At 56.6% G+C, this 19,557-nt stretch carries 13 protein-coding genes, 2 tRNA genes and 1 other RNA gene; 9 read left to right on the forward strand and 7 right to left on the reverse strand.

Annotation, left to right across the window (positions count from 1 at the left end; translation table 11 throughout):
- Positions 1–40: 40 nt before the first annotated feature.
- The 3 genes from lepB to D8M23_RS04030 form a co-directional block, all read right to left on the reverse strand.
- Positions 41–673 (reverse strand): signal peptidase I, encoded by a 633-nt coding sequence (gene lepB / locus D8M23_RS04020; RefSeq protein ID WP_037237422.1) that lies wholly within the window; start codon positions 671–673, stop codon positions 41–43.
- A 23-nt stretch (positions 674–696) separates the two neighbouring features.
- Complete coding sequence (gene rplS, locus D8M23_RS04025; protein ID WP_006887925.1) at positions 697–1,044, reverse strand: 50S ribosomal protein L19; 348 nt, start codon at positions 1,042–1,044, stop codon at positions 697–699.
- 257 nt (positions 1,045–1,301) lie between these two features.
- Positions 1,302–1,913 (reverse strand): single-stranded DNA-binding protein, encoded by a 612-nt coding sequence (locus tag D8M23_RS04030; protein WP_126853780.1) that lies wholly within the window; start codon positions 1,911–1,913, stop codon positions 1,302–1,304.
- 437 nt (positions 1,914–2,350) lie between these two features.
- On the opposite strand from D8M23_RS04030, the gene D8M23_RS04035 reads away from it, so the two are divergent.
- A complete protein-coding gene (locus D8M23_RS04035) occupies positions 2,351–3,187 on the forward strand; it encodes an HNH endonuclease family protein (protein ID WP_126853945.1) in 837 nt (278 codons plus the stop codon).
- A gap of 142 nt (positions 3,188–3,329) precedes the next feature.
- Here the strand turns inward: D8M23_RS04035 and D8M23_RS04040 are convergent.
- A tRNA-Arg gene (locus D8M23_RS04040) sits at positions 3,330–3,402 on the reverse strand.
- A gap of 312 nt (positions 3,403–3,714) precedes the next feature.
- Entirely contained in the window at positions 3,715–5,499 is a 1,785-nt protein-coding gene (gene mptB, locus D8M23_RS04045; RefSeq protein ID WP_126853781.1) for a polyprenol phosphomannose-dependent alpha 1,6 mannosyltransferase MptB, read from the reverse strand.
- 170 nt (positions 5,500–5,669) lie between these two features.
- Here mptB and orn point away from each other — a divergent pair, with 170 nt between their 5' ends.
- The 4 genes from orn (at position 5,670) to def (ending at position 8,348) form a co-directional block, all read left to right on the forward strand.
- Positions 5,670–6,308, forward strand: coding sequence for an oligoribonuclease (gene orn / locus D8M23_RS04050; protein WP_126853782.1), 639 nt, complete (start codon positions 5,670–5,672; stop codon positions 6,306–6,308).
- 109 nt (positions 6,309–6,417) lie between these two features.
- A tRNA-His gene (locus tag D8M23_RS04055) sits at positions 6,418–6,490 on the forward strand.
- Between the two features lie 91 nt (positions 6,491–6,581).
- Entirely contained in the window at positions 6,582–7,739 is a 1,158-nt protein-coding gene (locus D8M23_RS04060; protein WP_126853783.1) for an acyl-CoA dehydrogenase family protein, read from the forward strand.
- A gap of 36 nt (positions 7,740–7,775) precedes the next feature.
- Positions 7,776–8,348 carry a peptide deformylase gene (def, locus tag D8M23_RS04065; RefSeq protein ID WP_006887902.1) on the forward strand — a complete coding sequence of 191 codons (573 nt, stop codon included), beginning with the start codon at positions 7,776–7,778 and terminating at the stop codon, positions 8,346–8,348.
- A 30-nt stretch (positions 8,349–8,378) separates the two neighbouring features.
- Here the strand turns inward: def and rnpB are convergent.
- Positions 8,379–8,799, reverse strand: an RNA gene (gene rnpB, locus D8M23_RS04070) — RNase P RNA component class A.
- A gap of 53 nt (positions 8,800–8,852) precedes the next feature.
- Between rnpB and D8M23_RS04075 the strand changes: the two genes are divergently transcribed.
- From D8M23_RS04075 to D8M23_RS04090, 4 genes are all read left to right on the forward strand, one after another.
- A complete protein-coding gene (locus tag D8M23_RS04075) occupies positions 8,853–9,641 on the forward strand; it encodes a YaaA family protein (protein WP_126853784.1) in 789 nt (262 codons plus the stop codon).
- A 442-nt stretch (positions 9,642–10,083) separates the two neighbouring features.
- Complete coding sequence (locus D8M23_RS04080) at positions 10,084–12,435, forward strand: HtaA domain-containing protein (protein WP_238693752.1); 2,352 nt, start codon at positions 10,084–10,086, stop codon at positions 12,433–12,435.
- A 390-nt stretch (positions 12,436–12,825) separates the two neighbouring features.
- Positions 12,826–16,200, forward strand: coding sequence for an S-layer homology domain-containing protein (locus D8M23_RS12100; protein WP_238693753.1), 3,375 nt, complete (start codon positions 12,826–12,828; stop codon positions 16,198–16,200).
- A 497-nt stretch (positions 16,201–16,697) separates the two neighbouring features.
- A complete protein-coding gene (locus tag D8M23_RS04090; protein ID WP_126853786.1) occupies positions 16,698–18,476 on the forward strand; it encodes an S-layer homology domain-containing protein in 1,779 nt (592 codons plus the stop codon).
- Between the two features lie 169 nt (positions 18,477–18,645).
- On the opposite strand, the gene D8M23_RS04095 is transcribed toward D8M23_RS04090, so the two are convergent.
- Entirely contained in the window at positions 18,646–19,542 is an 897-nt protein-coding gene (locus D8M23_RS04095) for a Nif3-like dinuclear metal center hexameric protein (RefSeq protein WP_126853787.1), read from the reverse strand.
- Positions 19,543–19,557 lie beyond the last annotated feature (15 nt).

Raw genomic sequence — 19,557 nt, forward strand, 5'->3', positions numbered from 1 at the left:
ATAAATGGTTTACAAAGAAACCATAGTGTATATATAAAACCTAAAAATGAATACGCCAGGCGGTTCGACCAATAATTTTATTGGTGTGAATCATGCCACCACCGGGTGCTCCCAGCAGGGAGCGAGAATCGACCGATGCCGAACGATGATCCCCCATCACCCAAACCCTGGAGTGCGGTATAACAACATCAAACCGCGTCTCGGAAGGGCTATCCTGCGGGTACAGGTATGGCTCATCCAGTTCCTGCCCGTTCAACACTAGTTTACCGTTATCGGAGCAGCATGAAAGACGATCCCCTGCTACCGCAATGACGCGCTTAATGTACACCGTATCCGTGGGGACAAACCCCAGCCACTGCCCAATACTTTTAGCCGGGTCTTTCCAGAAGCTACTGCCCGATTCATACGGTGCAAACGAGCCCGTACCGTCGAAAACCACCACATCGCCGCGTTGCACCGTACCTGCTCCCTCCAGCTTGGAGACAAGCACCCGGTCGCCTGGGGTGTATGTGGGCTCCATTGATTCCGACGGGATATAGTACACGTCCACTAAAAACGTGCGAACGCACAATAACGTCACCACCGCTATGCCCAGGGCTACAGCAACCAGGCGCCACCCCCGTTTGAGGTGACGCCTGGTGCTGGGAACCGCCGAGTTCTCGGCCGAATCCACAGGTTCTAAACCCTAGAGAAGAATTAGAACTCGCGCTTCTCGCGAATGCGAGCAGCTTTACCGTGACGGTTGCGCATGTAGTACAGCTTTGCACGGCGCACATCGCCGCGGCTGACAACCTCAATCTTCTCGATCACCGGAGAGTGAACCGGGAAGGTACGCTCAACACCAATACCGAACGAAATCTTGCGAACGGTGAAGGTCTCGCGCACGCCCGCGCCCTGGCGGCCAACAACGAAGCCCTTGAAAACCTGCACACGGCGGTTCTTACCTTCAACAATGTTCACATGAACGTTGAGGGTGTCGCCGGGGGCGAACTCGGGAATGTCGTCACGAAGGGACTTCTTGTCGATAAAGTCGAGAGTCTGCATTGATTAGATCTCCTGAGCCACCTGCCGCAGGTCAAATAGGCTCGGTTGCCCACCCATAAGATGCATGGAGGGGTACTCACTGCGTGGGGCAGGATTGGTGCCCCACGGTTCACGCTGTTACGGTCGCTCTTCCCCCTGCGGCAGGGGCGTGCCCAGCGTGAACACAGTTGTGAATTATCGCAGATTCCCCGGCAACACGCAAGATAAGGCACCTACAACACAAGGGGCACGCTCGATAGTCTCAGCAGTTCCGGCCTCTACGCGGCAGCCTGTGCCTTAGAATCGGTACCGGCTGCAGCAGGACGGGTCCGCGTATCTGCATGTTCGAAGGTCCCATCATTGTCACAGTGCACCCCGTTGTTATCGTATGCCGCGTTATTGCGGGCGGGGCCGTCACCCTCGGTTTCAGGTGCGGTTTCAGGGTGCATCCGCACAATACTGTTCCTCGTAATGGGCTCGGCGTGTTCAGGATGCTGCTCATTCTGATTCTGTGGTGCAAGATCCCGCCGTTCCACACCGCGTTCGAATATGCATGTGCCATATCCCAGATCCACCCCAATCGACTGTGCGTCGATTTCAGCGGAGGAACCGCTGCTGCCGTCTTTATGGGTGAACTGTTTGATCTGCAACCGGCCGGTTAGCAGCACCGGGTGCCCTTTATCGATTGAGGCCGCGATATTCTTCGCCAGCCTGCGGAATGCTGTCACCGTGTACCAGTTTGTACGCCCCTGCTGCCATGTCCCAGAAGCCGTGTCGAACCAGCGGGGCGTACTTGCCACCCGGAAACTTGCCACCGGAACCCCGCTGGGTAGAGCCCGCAGCTCGGGGCGAGTGGCCGCAAACCCGCGGATTGTCACAATGTCACTCATAGTGCAACTCCTAAATATAGTGGGGTAAGAAGTCCCCTTAGAGTTGCAAAGAAAAACCGCTAAAACTAATGCGCACCGCAAATAGTGTGGATATTCCTATCTTTTTCCTGAAGGATTGCAGAAAAATTAGAATATGTGGACAATCTCTTGAAATACTATCCATAATATTTAAAAAATATTCGCATTACGTGCATAATATTTAGTTTTATGACATATCCCCTATAAAGCCCAAGCACTCACCAGACAACCGCCCGGTTTCCGCTACGATGCTCCAGCCCCTATGCTATATACGGCAACGTCGTGTGCACGTGTTAAAAGCACGCACCCGACGACGCCGTGAGCGCTATAGCACCGCCCACAATTTATCCCGCCACCACCCACCCTGGAGAACCCCGTTGAGCCTACCCACCCTTCCCAAAGGACTACATCCCTCCACCATGGACCCCAAAAAGCGGCGTCTGCTGTATACACTGATCGCTATCGCCGTGGTTATTCTTCTGATTATTGCGGTCATCTATGTGGGCAGGCACGGTACGGGCGGGTTGTTTGAGGCGAACCCCAGTGCTTCCTCATCACCGAACACCGGTGAAGAGGACGAGCCGGACGTCAAAACAGAAACCCTGCAAGAGGTCAAGAACCCCTACGACGCGGTCGATCCCGCCACTGCACTCGCCCCCGATTTAGCGACCGTTAAGAAGGAACTCTCCTCCCTGCCCGTTAAAGAACGGGCCTCAAAGAACGGGTATTCCCGGGAGCAGTTTGGTGCCGCTTGGGAAGACGTAGACAAAAACGGGTGCAACACGCGCGACGATATTTTACGCCGAGACCTGACGGATGTTCGTTTTAAGGCTGGAACACGCGCCTGCACCGTGATCACCGGAAAACTGGCTGACCCGTACACCGGTAAAACTATTGATTTTAAGCGCGGCAAGAAAACCTCCAGCGCCGTACAAATTGACCATGTGGTGGCACTGTCTGATGCGTGGCAGACCGGGGCGCAGGATATTGATGAGCAAAAACGCCGCGAGCTCGCTAATGACCCCGAGAACCTGGTGGCCTCAGATGGCCCCGCAAATATGCAGAAGTCTGATTCTGACGCCTCAGAATGGCTGCCGGGCAACACAACGTATCGGTGCACCTATGTTGCGCGGCAGGTGCATGTGAAAGCTAAATACAAGCTATGGGTAACCCCCGATGAGAAAAGGGCAATGGAGAACGTGCTCAACTCATGCAAGAGCACTAACCCCGGCAAGCAAAAAGCCGCAGGTAAGTGATCGGGTGATGCTCCTGCCAACCGACGGGGGCAGGTCACGTCCCTGATCTGCCCCAGCTTGTGACCCGCACGCTGGTGCCTGTGCAATAATAAAGCCCGCTTGGTTCCGCACAAATATGTGGAACCAAGCGGGCGCTGTTGTGTACCCCAGGAGGGAATCGAACCCCCGACCAAGAGATTAGAAGGCTCCTGCTCTATCCTCTGAGCTACTGAGGCGCATGGCAAGTGATACTTAGCCTAGTTCACTTGTACACGGCGATCGTGCCAAGTGATATTTATAGATTACACCTAAATTTTCAGAACACAGCATAAAACACGAAAACGTTAGGAACACTACACCCCAAACGGCGCCTGTCGTGAGCAACCCTACATTTTTTAAGACACGCATCAGCAGTTACAGCACCGAAATGGGAACTATGTGACACCGCACCCGGTCACACCGGCATCCTGCTCACTACAGCAAAAGCCCGGCACGTATTCCTCAAGGAATACTCTGCGGGCTTTTGAGCTGCCGTACCCTACGGAGGGCTACTCCCCCGAATCGTTATTGTGCACGGAGGTATCGGCTTGGCCTTCCTGCTGCTTTCCGGAAGCGTCAGCTTTGTGCGCCTGCTGCGGTGCCGAGGAGGTCTTGGCAGCACGCTGCTTTTTCTGTTCAGACCGTAATAGTTTGGCCGCTGCGTATTCGGCTTTTGCCCGTTTGAGGTTCATGCGGGTGCGCATGCTCCATCGCGGAATATGAGCCAGAAGCATCTTAGGCATGAGGGTGTTACGGGTGAGGGCGTGGGTGCCGGGATCAAGCAGCAGCAGGTACAGCACGTACCCGAGGCATACCAGCCCAGCAATCAGCTGTGCCATGTGTTTATCAAAGTCGAGCAGGTACGGGGATATTGCCAGCTGATCGCTCACTGATAATGCCATAAAGAACACCGTGGTTGCGAAGTACCACATGAGCTGAAAATTCGTGCGAATACCGGTGGCGGCAATCATTGGTAAGGCCCACAGCAGGTACCAGGGCTGGATCATGGGACTCAGCACCAGCATCACAATAATAGCCAGGCCGGCACGGCGCACAATCTCGCGGTCACGCCCGAAGAAGGCAAAAAGTATCGCCCCTGCCATACCGAGCCCTTTACCGATGTACTCAATAATATGCTTGTAATGATCGGCGGTCTCGGGCGAAACACCGGGCGCGGTTACGACAGCCCCAATAACGAGCCCCAGCGGGGTAAACCAGATAAACTGCCCGGCGGTGGTTGACAGCGCACTCACCCACCCAAAGCCTAGCCCGGTTACCGCACCCATGAGCCACATCTCGGTAAATAGCACTACCAGCGATAACGCCCAGTACACAAACCGGCGCGGCCAGCTGGCATATTCCCCAGCCCATAGCAAACCAACAAAAGGAAGCACCACAAGAGCGAGGGGTTTCACGGCAACCCCTAATGCCAACACGGTCACAGCGGCCATACCGCCCCAAAAAGTTCGGTGCCGTTTAGCAATGTACAGGCTGGCGACCATGAAAAGAGTCATCATTGAGTCGTTGTGCCCACTTGAGACGAACGAAGCAATAAACAGGGGGTTCGCGCCCACCTGCCACAGCGTGCGGGTGCGGCTGTAACCATGTTCGCCGGCAAGGCCCACAGCATAGTACATAATGCCCAAAAAGCTCAGTGCACTGACTAAACGGAACATAAACAGGGCGGCGTCAATATTACCGTCGGCCACCCAAACAATAAACTGTTCGATCTTAATGAAGACGGGCCCATACGGCGGGGGCGACTGCGCCCACAGGGGGTCGGCTCCGTTTTGGAAGAAGTTGGTGATCTCAGATACGCCGTGCTTATACGGGTCGAGGCCATTGGCGATCACCTGTCCCTGACCGTAGTAGGAGAACATATCACGGCTAAAAAGCGTGAAGGCAAAAAGCTGCGGGGTGCTCCAGCAGGCGATGACGGCGTAGATCCATCGTCTTGATGAGGCGTCGGTCCCAACTTTCTGATAGATGCGCAGCCATTCGCGACACATAATCATGCCGCCTGCCGCCACCAGTACCACGCATGCAATAATCCACGAAGGGTCATAGCGGATGGTCCTAATAATGGAGCTTCGCCAGAAGTCTGAACTATCGGCGAGCCACCCGGACCCATAGGAGCCGAGCATGATCATAATGGACCCGACGGTACCCCAAATGAGGGTGCGCATCCGGTGTTCTTTGCCTTCGCGCCGGTAGTGCTCTAACCGGGTTTCGAGCGTTTGGTGCTCGCTTAACTCGGTGCGACGACCCCGCTGCGTGCGCTTAGTGCGCGACATGAATCACCTCCGCGTTCCTGTTGTGGGCATACCTGTTTCCATGATACCCAAATGAGGCATACTTCTTCGGGCGTGCACTCCCCTGTACAGCGCACTGTTCCCGCCTGGTATTTAGTGTTCTGCGTCGGGGCATACGCCCTGTTCTGGAGTGCAAGGGGTAGAGTTAAGGGGTGAGTATTTCAAGTGAACGTATTGTGTGGATTGACTGCGAAATGACCGGCCTTGATGTGGCCAATGACGCGCTCATTGAGGTGGGGGTGTTGGTCACAGATTCTGATCTGAATGTTCTGGGGCAAGGGGTTGAGCTGGTTATTAAACCCGGCCCTGAGGCACCAGCGGGCGCTCTGGAAAACATGAATAGTTATGTGCGCACCATGCACGAGTCTTCGGGCCTGTTAGCTGATATTGAGCACGGGGTGAGCATGGATCACGCGCAGGAGGCGGTACTGAAATACGTGAAAAAGTATGTGCCGGTGGCGGGTAAGGCTCAGCTGGGCGGCAACTCAGTAGGTATGGATAAGCGCTTTTTAGAGCGTTATATGCCCGAGCTTATGGCGCACCTGCACTACCGCGTAATTGATGTTTCCACTATTAAAGAGTTGGCCGCACGATGGTTCCCGGCTGCCCGTTACAGCGCTCCGGCGAAGACCGGTAACCACCGGGCGTTGGGCGATATTGTAGATTCTATTGACGAGTTGAAATACTATCGCCGCACAATTTTTGTGCAGGATGGCCCGGATGCGACAGCAGCGGCCCGTGTTGCGAGTGATATTGAGAGGGAAAGGGCTGAGCTGAACGCATCAAATTAGCCTCAAAACCTGTGCTGCGTATCACTGAGAATAAATTTGGACAAGAGTTTCAAACTCCTGTAAAGTGGAACTCGCTGCAAACGCGAGGTATCCCTTGCGAGCAAGCATGGTGGTCGTAGCTCAGTTGGCAGAGCGCCTGGTTGTGGTCCAGGAGGTCGCGGGTTCAACCCCCGTCGATCACCCCGAATGAAAGGGTCGTTATGGCAGTAGCCGTAACGGCCCTTCGCTATATCCTATCCCCTCCCGAGCCTACATCTAGCACCCGAGGACCCCATGCGACCCACGATCGAATTCACCGAAGACCACGAGCTTTTCCGTGAGGCGGCACGCGAGTTTATTACTCACGAAGTGGCCGCCCACTACCCGCAGTGGGAGCGTGAGCACATGATGCCGCGTACTGTCTGGACTGCCGCCGGGGAGGCCGGGCTGCTGGGCCTTGCAGTGCCCGAAGAGTACGGCGGGGCGGGTATGCCTGATTACCGCTACCAGCTGGTGCTTACCCAAGAACTTGCGGCCAAAGGGTGCCACGGGTTCGCTCTTGCCGTGCACCTGCAGCAGGACTTGGTACTGCCTTACCTTCTGGCATACGGTACCAAGGAGCAGAAGCAGCAGTGGCTTCCGGCGATGGTCACCGGTGAGCTGGTCACTTCGTGTGCTTTTACGGAGCCGGGGGCCGGGTCGGATCTGCGCGCCTGCCGCACCACCGCCGTGCGTGAGGGCGACGAGTTCATTCTTAATGGGCAGAAGACATTTATTGGTTCGGGTATCTCGGCAGATGCGGCGCTTGTGCTGGCCCGTACCGAGACCGGCAGCACCCGCGGCGGGTCGGGCTCGTTCTCGCTGTTTATGGTGGAGAAATCTTCGGGGTACACGGCAGGCAACCAGCTCGATAAGCTGGGGCTGCGTGCCTCCGATACTGCCGAATTATTTTTTGATAATGTTCGGGTCCCCGCCCAGAACCTTGTGGGTGAGCTCGGGGAAGGGCTGCGGTATGTGAAAGAGCAGCTGCCGCAGGCTCGCCTGGCAATTGCCGCCGCATCCGCCGTGATTGCCCGAACCACTGTTGAGGCAACCGTTTCTTATGTGAAGGAACGGCAGGTTTTTGGCTCCCGTGTGGCTGATTTTCAGAACACCCGGTTCAAACTGGTGGATGCGCTCATGGCCGCCGAGACCACCGAGCTGTACGTGAGCCGTGCCATTGACGCGTTTAATGCGGGCGCTTTAAGCGCTGCCGAAGCCGCAAAGGTGAAGGTTTTCGCCTCAGAGAACGCCTGCCGTATCACCGATACGTGCCTGCAGCTTTTTGGCGGCTACGCCTATATTACTGAGCATCCCGTGGCGCAGGCTTTTCTTGCCGCACGTCTGCTCCCAATTTTTGGGGGTACGAACGAGGTGCTGCGCGATACTATTGGTTTCGATCTGCTGGATTAACCCGCCCAACCACCACACTACGAAAGGTGTCACCGTATGACTGTTCGCCCCATCGTTATTCACGGCAACCCTGTACTTCACCGCCCGGCTGCTCCTGTCACCGCGTTCGATGAGCAGCTCAAAGAGCTCATCGCCGACATGTACGAGACAATGGACGCCTCCCACGGGGTAGGGCTCGCCGCACCGCAGATTGGTGTGGGTCTGCGTTTATTCACCTACCAGATGGAGAATGAGGATGGGGTGCCGCCGCGCGGGGTGGTCGTGAACCCGGTGTTAACTCTCGGGAAAATCTCTGGGGCAGATCCTGACCCGGATACTGAAGAAGAAGGGTGCCTCTCATTCCCCGGGTACGGGTTCCCGCTCAAACGCGCCGAGTGGGTGACGGTCACCGGGTTCGACGGCGAGGGTAATCCCCTGCGTTTTGAGGCGACCGGCTGGTTTGCCCGGTGCATGCAGCATGAGACCGACCACTTGGACGGCAAACTGTACGTGAACCGTCTGAATAAGAAGTGGACCTCCCGCATGAAAAAAGTGGTGAAAAAGGAGGGGTGGACCGTGGAGGGCAATAGCTGGATGCCGGGTGTAGACCCCGATCCTTTCGGTCACTAGGGCGTGGTGCTGCCAACGGGGTTTAGAGGTGAGGCAGGATGCCCTATGAGCCGGGTTCTGTCATAGGCGCCTGGTTCTACCGGGTGCCCGGGGCAATCATCTATCTAGGACTCGCGTTGCCGTGAGCCTCAAGCAGTCTACCCGAACACGCACCCCCGCGCGCAGCTGGCGCAGTGGTTCGGGCGCACTACCCTATCATGGCGTGTTCTGTTTGACCTTGCTCCGGATGGGGTTTACCAAGCTGGGCACGTCACCGCACCCACTGGTGGTCTCTTACACCACCGTTTCACCCTTACCGCCCCAAGCTGGGACGGCGGTCTGTTTTCTGTGGCACTGGCCTGCGGGTTACCCCGAGTGGACGTTATCCACCATCCTGTGCTGTGGAGCCCGGACTTTCCTCGAAGCGCACACCGGCTAACGGTGCGTGCCGCGCGATTGCCTGGGCATCCTGCCTCATAGAGTATTCTACCGAAACCGGCGGCGGCACGGTTTACACTGGGTATTATGCTGATTCTTTTGCCGCCGTCTGAAGGTAAAACCGCCGCTGAGGCGACGAACGCTCCCGTGCAGTTTGCGGATCTGTCGTTTCCCGAACTCACGGGCGAGCGGGAGACCGTACTGGAGCAGCTGGCTGCTGTTTCGGCGCAGGAAACGGCGTTGGAGCAGCTGAAGGTGGGGGCTTCTCTAGAGGCTGAGGTGCGGCGCAATACGCGTCTGCTTCATGAACCTGCGCACGCGGCAATTCAAACATACACGGGTGTGCTGTTTGAGGCGCTGGACTACGGCAGTTTCTCCCCCGCCGAGCGGCAGTTAGCGCAGCGTACTATTCTGATTTCGTCTGCGCTATGGGGTGTGGTGCGCCCTGAGGATGCGATTCCTGCGTACCGCCTTTCCATGGGTGTGAAGCTGGGTGAGTTGGGGCAGCTGGCCAATTTTTGGCGTGGCGCGCTTAGCTCGGCTTTGGCGCCTGTGGTGGCAGGTGAGCTGGTGCTGGACTGCCGTTCGGCAGCTTACGCGAAGTCGTGGGTGACCCCTGGCACGCAGACTTTAGCGGTGCGCGTTGAGAGGGTGAGCGCCGATGGCACCCGTAAGGTGGTGTCGCATATGGCGAAGCATTACCGGGGTGAGCTGGCCCGGTACCTGGTGCGCAGTGGTCTGGCCGAGCGTGATTTTACGGCCGATGCCGACGGGGCCGCTGCGCTGGTGGAGGCTTTGGAGGCAGACTGGGATGTTGAGTGGGTGGCCGGAACCGAGCGGAAGGCTGGCACGCTCACCGTACTGATACGGCAGTGACGCTGCGCTGTTTCTCGACAGTGCTTCGCTTTTGGCGTGTGCGCTCATGGCCTCACGTGTTTATTCATAATTACTCCCACTCAAGGCAGTATATGCAGACAGTGTGTCGTTAAATACTTTTTTGGCGCAGTCCCACCCAACAAGCCCCGCTCACACCTCTTATTACCTGCTCCCCTTGTATAGCAGTATAAAAACAATAAAATGCGGTTCGATAAGGCACTTTACCCCAAAATACTCCTCTAAAAAATTCACTCACTATACCTGTAGAGCCCACCGTAATACTCATAACTATTACATACTTCCCTTCATGAATAGGGTTGCTTTTTGGTAAGCTAAGCACGTCCTAACACACTACTAACATCGGACGGACCCCATGTCTACTTTTTCTTCTAGCAAAGGTGTAAAGAAGAGCGTATGCGCGGTGGCGCTAGTTGGCTCACTCATGTTTACTTCAGCCCCTGCATTCTCTGCACCCTCCCCCAATACGCAGGCCGCCGCATTACCCGCCGCCGGGCAGGCACCCGCGCAAAATGACACCCCAGCCGCCGTTTCTGGCACCATTAACTGGGGGATCAAAGCATCATTCCGCAGTTATATTGGTGAACCTTATGCGGTGGGTGAAGGCGCATCGTACAACACCAAAGACCTTTTCTCGTTCCCAGCACATCATGCCGTCGTTTCCAATGATGGTAATCAGGTATCGCTGCAGGGCTCCGGTAAAGTCCACTACATTTCGCACTGTACCGACCGCAATAACCCCGAAACTGGGTGCGCCCTGAACCTTACCCTATCGAACCCGCGCATTGAGTTTGATGCGGTTAAAGGCAGCGGCACCCTGTATATGACGGTGCGCACCAAAAACTACGCCTCCGGGCAGTGGGAAGGCCCGCATGAGATCCCGGTGGCCGCTCTCTCACTGTTGACGGCGCAGCAGCAGGAAAATAACGGCGTGGTCACCTGGACAAATGTGGCAGCTAACCTCACCCCCGAGGGAAACCATGCTTTCTCGAATTTCTATAGTGACGGTGAGGGCCTTGACGCACTCACTTTCTCCTATGCAGGTAAAAGCGCCCAGGGGTTTACAGGAAGCGGCTACCGCCTGGGGCAAAGCTGGGATTCTGGGGCCGATATTGCCGACCCGCAGAACACTGTGCGGGTAGGTTCGTATCTGTTCCACGCTTCGGGTGCCCGCTTCGGTTCTGATGAGCAGGCCCGCTACTCGGTACTGGAGGCCGATACTCTGCGTGAGGTCAGCTCAGGTACCCTGCCGATGGGTAAAAGTGCCCGATTCGCCGCAAACCCGGATAGCGGTGAGATTATCTTCGCTCATGAGAGCGCAGGGACGGTAGAACGGTATGCCGTGAATGAGCAGGGTGAGCTTGTATCTCGCGGTGCCGTTGCGGGTCTGAGTCTCGCCAAGGGTGAGAATGTGATGGCGCTGGGCTATAACGGGGCATCCAAAACGTGGGGTGTTCTTGCTGTCACCGGCTCCGCCCAGGCTCGTTTTATAAGTGTTGATTCCAACGGTGCGGTCACTGTCCAGAAGGCAGACTCGCCCAAGGACTACGATACCGCCATATCCGCAGTGAACGATGTGAGCGAGTACTACGGGGATACTTTCACCGGTGACACCCGCACCCTAGCTGCTTTACCGGATGGTTCGTTCGTGTACGCCCCCAATAAGGTGATACGCGATGCGGCGGACAAGCAGGTTCAGGGCGGACAGCTGGTGCACCTGAGCACCAAGGGCTTCTCGGTGGCGGCAGGTTCAACGGACGATGCCACCGCTAAGGCGTATATGAACGGGCTAATGACTACCCCTGACGGGTACGTGTACCGGTGGAATAACTATGCTCCTGCGGTGAGTGCCGTTCAGGTGCTCGCATATGATGGTTCGTCGTTCAGAACAGTGCGTGCTACCGCGAAGGCCCCGCAGGGTATAGGTGAGCTTGCCTCACTCCTGTCGGCAGGCGATAAAATTGTGGCCGTTGATGCGGCAAATGGCCGCCTCGTGTGGCTGTCTAAAGATCTGTCCGTTGAAAAAGAACTTCCGCTCACGGGCCTGAAGAAGACCGATAAGACCGGTTCCGCCAATGCCCTGGAGCTGCCGAACGGGGATATTATTTACCCCACGATGCTTGAGAAAAATGACGGGTTATCCACAAACCTGTGGCTTAACCGCCTGGTGAAGAGCACCCCCAATCAGCCCCGATCTGAGGATCCTCAGAAACCGCAGGAGCCTCAGCCTCAACCGCAGCGTTTTAGTGATGTATCTGCGACCGACCAGTTCTACTCCGAAGTGCAGTGGTTGGGTTCTCAGAACATCACTACCGGTTACCCGGATGGTACGTTCCGTCCTGGTCAGAATGTTGAGCGTGCTGCGATGGCTGCGTATTTCTACCGTATGGCTGGCTCACCCGAGGTAACTTTACCGAAGGAGTCTCCGTTTAAGGATGTGGATCCGTCGTTCCCGTTCTATCAGGAGATTGTGTGGATGCATCAGCGGGGTATTACTACTGGTTATTGGGATGGTACGTTCCGTCCGCATGATCCGGTGAATCGTGATGCGATGGCAGCGTTCTTCTACCGTTATGCTGGTGCTCCGGTGTACACGGCTCCGGTGAACTCACCGTTTAACGATGTGCGCCCCGGCACGATGTTCTACCGGGAGATTGCCTGGCTGGCAACGAAGGGTGTTACGAAGGGGTGGAGTGATGGCACTTACCGCCCGGGTGAGCCTATTCACCGTGATGCAATGGCCGCGTTTATTTACCGGTACAGGCATCAGGGGTGATACCGCCGACAGGCTGTAGCGTCCAATGAGTGATAACCCGAGGTGGCCCCGTGCCAGTACTGCCCGCAGCGGCGCAAGGATGGGGCTGCCTCACGGGGTGGCTGGTGTGTAAATACCGGCGGGTGTGTCAACAACCTGACTTTTGCGCCCACGCCACCCCGCAGCGGGTAACTATTACATGCAGAAAACATAAATATTAAATTGAATCTGCAATATCCAGGAATATATCCCTAACTTCACTAGAGTAATAGTTGAATTTTATTTCAAGCGCACTATAAGTGATGTGCATAATATTCATAAATATTAGCTGTTTTTGTCTTTTAACATCCCCGCATTTTGGTACCTTAAATATGTTCTAGCAACAATGTACCGTTAGCATTGGATACACACATGTCTACCTTTTACTCCCGCAAGGGGTTGAAGAAGGGTATCTGCGCAATCGCTCTTGTAAGCTCTGTCGCTATGCCTCTCACACCCGTCCTTGCAACCCCCGTTCAGCCAGCTGCCCGGTTAGCACCCACTGATCAAAACACTAAGACCGCCGCAGATTACAATCTTTTTAATAAGAACGTTATTACTAAGACCATTGATAGCTCACCTGCACAGAGTGCGCGAGTTGGTAAATATATTATTCACCTCGCTGCCGCCTCTGCTTTGGGCAAAGAGGCTTCAACCTACACCATTATTAATCCCGAAACCATGCAGACGGTATCAACCGGGCAGCTGCAGGCTGGGGGCGGCGCGCATTTTGCTGCTAATTCCGAGACGGGTGAAATCCTAATCGCTGCCACAGACACCAACCAGCTGGAACGGTACACCGTTACTGAGGACGGGCAGCTGAGCCCCGCCCAACCGGTTTCTGGTTTCAACTTTGACCCCGCAGAGGAAACCCTGGCGATGGGGTACAACAAGTTCACCCACTCCTGGGGTGTGCTTACCTCTAAAAACTACATTACGGTTGATTCCTCAGGGCTGCTCAGCAGCATGCCGCTGCCCGACCCGAAAAACCTAGATCCGGCTTTGGCCAATGCGCCCGATGCCGATACCTCGGAGTATTACGGCGCCCAATACACGCATACGGCGAACATGCTTGCCCCGCTGCCCGACGGGTCATTTGTGTATGACTCGGGAACGACTATCTCAAATGAGCAGGGGGAGGTACAGCGCGGTTATCTGCTCCATTTCAGCAAAGATGCGGTGAAGGTTTTTGACGATGGCACAGCTATTGCTGAGCGCGTCTCATACGGCCGCGTAACCACCACCGACGACGGTCGCGTATACCGTTGGAGCTACCTGCATAATTCCTCATACCAGGTTCTCTCATACGCCGACGGGCAGTTTACTGTGCTCAATGGCAAAACCTCGATTCAAGCGAAGGGCCTGGAGAGCATTGGTGAGCTATTTACGGTGGGCGATAAGCTTGGCGTTCTGGATTCCGTGAATAACCGCATCGTTATCCTCGATAAGGATATGAACGTTGAGCGAAGCATTAGTCTGACCGGTGTGAGCGCTAAAAACACAAACCGCGGCTCACTTAATGCTGTGGCACTGCCCAATGGGGATATTGTTTTCCCGAGCACTGCTGAGGATCCGCAAGAGTTCACCACCGTGGTACAGATGAACCGCCTGGTGAGCGCTCAGCCGGAACAGCAGCCCGCCCCCGAACCTGAAAAACAGGCGAACCCTCAGATCACTTTAAGCACCGATGAGATTAAATCGGATGAGGGCGCCTCGGTGACCGTTTCGGGTACCGGCTTCTACGGTGAGCAGGCGCAGCACGGTGTGTACGTATACCTGGTGCGTAAGGATGCATTCCCCGCTCACAGTGCTGATGAGCGTGACCCCGCTGTGGCTGCAGTCGCCTTCGTGAAGGGTGCAGATATTCAGGATGGTGCGTTTACCGCTGTTCTTAATGTCCCCGGGAACACACTCGACCCCGCCGCAGAGTACGTGGTAGCAACCGGTGCGACGGGTGCGGCACAGGATGATGGTGCCGCCCTGAAAGCGGGGCTTTTACAGGCATCAGCCCCCGTGAAGGTAACCGAGCCGCAGAAGCAGGCAGACCCGAAGATCACTCTCTCCACCGCCGAGCTTAAGGTGGACGCAGAGTCGAATGAGGTGCTGGTGAACGGCACCGGGTTCCGCGGCCAAGGTGCGGCTAAGGGTGTGAGCGTTGGCGTGTACGAGGCTGATGAGCAGGGCCAGCCTACCGGTAATCCGGTTGGTAATGAGGCCCTGGTGCACGCGAACGATCTGCACGATGGAGGCTTTGCCGCCTCTGTCACCGTGCCCGGCTCACTGTTGGATGCGTCGAAAAAGTATGTGGTGGCCGCAAAAGCTGAGAATGAGGGTGTGAAACTGGTGGCGCTTTCCCCGGTGACTGTCAAGCCCGCGCAGCCGGTGGCTGATCCGAAGCTGAGCATTGATAAGAGTGAGCTTGACCCCACTCAGGATAATGCTATGACCGTTTCGGGTTCCGGCTATGTGGGTACTGCCGCCCAGAACGGCGTGTACGTTGCCGTGGTGGAGGCTGAGAAATGGCAGGAAGGCAACACCCCGGATACGCATTCTGTTGCTGCGATGACTCGTATTGCAGCTGAGGATGTGCATGATGGGCAGTTCCGTGCGACCCTCAACATTGCCGCAGGTACATTGGATGCTTCGAAGAAGTACCTGATTGTTTCTTTCGCGTCGCCGGAGCTCAATAAGAGCGACCGTTCATTGGACACTACAGCCGAGATTACGCTCAAGGTGCCCGAGTCGCCTAAACCAAGTCCGACGCCTGAGCCCAGCCCAACACCTACTCCGGAGCAGCCTAAGCCGAGCCCAAGCCCGACACCGGCTCCTACCCCGGAACCGTCTCCCAAGGCCCCTGAGCCTTCGCCGAGTCCGACACCCTCACCGGAAAAGCCGACTCCGCAGCCTATTCCCACTCCGGAGCAGCCTAAGCCGAGTCCAACGCCTACGCCTGAAAAGCCCACACCGGACCCGACACCTACCCCGGAGCAGCCCAAGCCAAGTCCAACGCCCACACCGGAAAAGCCGACTCCGCAGCCAACTCCCACTCCGGAACAGCCTAAGCCGAGTCCAACGCCTACGCCGGAAAAGCCCACACCGGACCCGACACCTACCCCGGAACAGCCCAAGCCGAGCCCTAAGCCCACACCGGAGAAGCCAAAACCGCAGCCTCCGGCGCCTGAGCCGCCCAAACCAGCTCAGCGGTTTAAGGATGTGTACCCCACGGATCAGTTCTACACTGAGATTGAGTGGCTTGCTTCCACGGGGATCACCACCGGTTGGCCTGATAATACCTATCGCCCGCAGAATAATATTGAGCGCGGTGCAATGGCGGCGTTCTTCTACCGCATGGCGGGCAGCCCCCGTGTGATGATGCCATACCGGTCTCCGTTTAAGGATGTGGACGCCTCGTACCCGTTCTACAAGGAAATCGTGTGGATGTACCAGCAGGGTATTACCACCGGTTACCCGGACGGTACGTTCCGCCCGAATGATTCGGTCAGCCGTGAGGCCATGGCGGCGTTCTTCTACCGTCAGGCGAGGGACTACCGGTTCTACGCTCCGCGGCACACGTCATTTGTTGATGTGAACGGGGATAACCTGTTCTACACCGAGATCAGCTGGCTGGCCGATCGCGGTATTAGCCGTGGCTGGGACGACCGTACTTACCGCCCGGGCCAGGCCATTACCCGTGACGCAATGGCGGCCTTCCTGTACCGTTACCACCGTATTTACGGTAAGAAGTAATCAACGGTTCAAGCTCTTGAGTCTCCCCCGTGACGCACAGTCATCATCTCCTCTGATTGTGCGGCGCGGGGGTTCTTTTCTGCACTGTATTAATGCATTGTGATTGTGCGCCGTGTTTTCTGGGGCGTCTGCGGATTCAACATTTTCTCCTCTGTGCCCCACTCCCCTGTTTGTATACCAATAATGTGGCCCATGGGGCATGTGTAGGGGGTCATAGGTCTTTGACTGTGCTGCACGATACTAAGACCACACCAGATACTTTACACATGAAACATATATATACAGAGAATTAAAGCATATAAACATACATATCTATTTTTAATGACACTAAAGTGCGAATAAGCCATTTAATGAATATTAATCTATGAATAGTTTTTCTACACCTTTACTTTACAGTTAATGCTTTTCGGGGTAATTTTGCGGTTTTCCTCGACTCCCACTAGGCGTTTTGCTACCGTGAAGGTATCAATAAATTACTTTACGAGTGGAGTAATCTGATGGGTAATTCATTCTCACCGCACAACCTGCCCAAGCGCGCATGCGCTCTGACTCTCGCCGGGGCTCTCGCTCTGCCGCTCGGTGCCGCCCTAGCACCGGCAGCATTAGCAGCCGAAACTCCGGCCGCCGCACAAGCCGCTGGGCAGCCTGCAGCCAGCGGCCCCAAGCTGACCGTCGATACCCCAAACCTTGACCTGATTGATGGCGGAACCATTACGGTGCGCGGCACCGGGTTCACCGAGCAGCACCGTGAACAGGACGGTTCGCTCGCCATTGCATTCGGCCCGCGGTCCATGTTTGTTGAAGGGTCGCGGCAGAAGATGCAGCGCGTTCCGAACCTTTACACTACTGTAATTCCGAAAGACAAGATTAACGCTGACGGTTCCTTCGAAATTCAGCTCAAAGTCCCCGGCAATGATATAGACCCGGCGAAAGGCCCGTACAGCATTGGCACCTTTAAGCTGGATGTGTACTCCGAGTATTTCTACGGCACCATGACGGGTGTGAGCGTTCCGCTCAATACCGTCACGGGTGAGGTGCAGCGCCTGTCCATTCGCAATAACCAGCTGAATCCTGTGGATAAACAGGCCAGCCTGACAGTTAGGGGGCTGAACTTCTCAAATATTCCCGCAGGTTCAACCTCGTACGCACAGATCGTTGAGGTGGACGCGAACGGGAAGCCTCAGGGTGAGCCTCTCGCCTCCAAAGACATTACCTTTGCCGCGCAGGACGGTAAAAACACCAGCAGTTTTACGTCCACCCTGGAGTACTCGGGGTTCAAGGTTGATGCTTCGAAGCGTTACGCCTACATTGTGTACAACCGGCATAACGGCCAGGTGAATGAGATTGCGCGGGCAAACCTGCCGGTGAAGGATGCCCAGCCAAGGGTCAAGTACATCGGCGAGACGATCAACACCACCAAGTCATACAACCACGTGTCGGTGTGGGCCACGAATTTCCGGTTAGATGAGGACGATTCCTTCGAGCTGGTGCTTCGTGAAAAGGGTACCGGCACCGTGGTGAAGCGGGTGGAGCAGGATTTGCAGACCGCAATGTTCCCTGATGGTTCAGGCGCTATTGTGGGAATGGGAATCAACGGGTCGCAGGTAAGCGCCTCTAAACAGTACGAAGTTACCGTGTCGGTGAAGTCGCAGGATCCGTCCCGCGCGGTTAGCCGCACCATTGATATTCCTGCGGTTACCTCACAGCAGGAGGTCCGGAAGCCGAAGTCCCGGTTTGTTGATATGGAGTCCTCACAACGCTACTACCAGAGTGCCACGTGGGCGGTGGATCAGAACGTGCTGGAAGCCCGTGATGGCCGTTTCTCCCCGTCAGAGCGTGTAACACGCGGACAGCTGGTGGAGGCGCTGTACCGTATGGCTGGCTCCCCTGATATACAGCTCCCAGCCCAGTCACCCTACCGCGATATTTCCACCAGCAACCCGCGGTATAAGGCGATTGTGTGGGCTCGTCAGCAGAATATTGGTAATGAGTATGGGGACGGCTCATTCCACGCGGATGATAGCGTGAACCGGCAGACCCTTGTCTCGTTCATGTATCGCGCCGCCGGTAAGCCGAACGTGACCCTCCCGAAGTATTCACCGTTCACCGATGTGCGTGCGGGCAGCAACATTTACTACCGCGACATGGTGTGGGCGCAGCAGAAGGGTGTGGTGCTTGATGCGCAGTCTAAGGAGTTCAACCCGCGCGCTCAAGTGAGCCGTGCTGAGGCTGCTCAGTTCCTGTACCAGTACGCGAATGCTACGAGGACGCGATAGCACCGGCTGTTCTCTGCCTGCAGAGGTAGTCAGCTAAAGGTGGAAGGCCCCGGGACCCGTGGTGGGTTTCCCGGGGCCTTCCCGTTTCTGGACGCCGCACACCTTATACCCCGCAAAAACGCCGCAATGTGGGTTTGTGTGGGTTGAGGTGTTTGGGTTTTACGGCGAATTACCGGGTGGATGCTGAGCCCGCCGCGCTGCCGGTGGATACGGTGAAGTCCCACGGGTCGGTGTTCAGTGATGAGACGGTGAAGGTAATGCTGTGGCCGCGCTCGGCCAGTAGCGCCTGCAGCCTCTCACCGGCGCGCTGCAGCCAGAGCGATTCGCTGGCCGCGTGGGAGCAGTCAATCAGCGCGCACTCGGTGCCGCGCACGAGCTCTTGTTCACGGAATTCGCTGGCGGGGTGGTGCCGCAAGTCGGCGGTAATGTACACGTCTGCCCCGACGGAACGTACCGCCTCGAACAGGGAATCGCCCGCCCCGCCGCACAGTGCCACACGGCTAATGCGCTGCTCTGGGCGCCCGGCGATACGCAGCCCGCCAGCGGTTGCCGGTAGCGCATCCGCTAAGCGTTCAGCGAGGGCACGCAGGGTGAGCGGTTCAGGCAGTGTGCCCACGCGCCCGGTTCCAACGGGGTGTTCCTCTCCCCCAAGTTCTTGGGTTTGAGGTTCGGCCAGTGCGGTGCGGTCGGTGAGGTTCAGGGCGTCGCAGAGTGCCTCGTTCACGCCCGCAATGGCGGCATCGGCGTTAGTGTGCGCCCCGAGCAGGCCGCATTGGCCTTCGATGAGGGTGTGCAGCACGTGCCCTTTATAGTCTGTGTCGGGGATGAACTGCGCACCGCGCAGCAGCAGCGGGTGGTGGGTGATGAGCAGCCCCGCGCCGTGTTCTACGGCTTCGTCAGCGGTGGCGGCGAGGGCATCAACGGCGAAGTGCACGTGCCTCACGGGGGCGGCGGCGCGCCCGCAGACCAGCCCAGATGCGTCCCACCCGGCGGCCAGCTGCGGCGGGTAGAGGTCGTGGAAGGCGGCAACAACCTGCGCTAGGTTTGGTGTGGTGGTTTCAGTCATGTCTCTATTGTGGCA

Origin of the sequence: Rothia sp. HSID18067 (assembly GCF_003989445.1) — a bacterium.
In the GTDB taxonomy this organism is placed as follows: Bacteria; Actinomycetota; Actinomycetes; order Actinomycetales; family Micrococcaceae; genus Rothia; species Rothia aeria.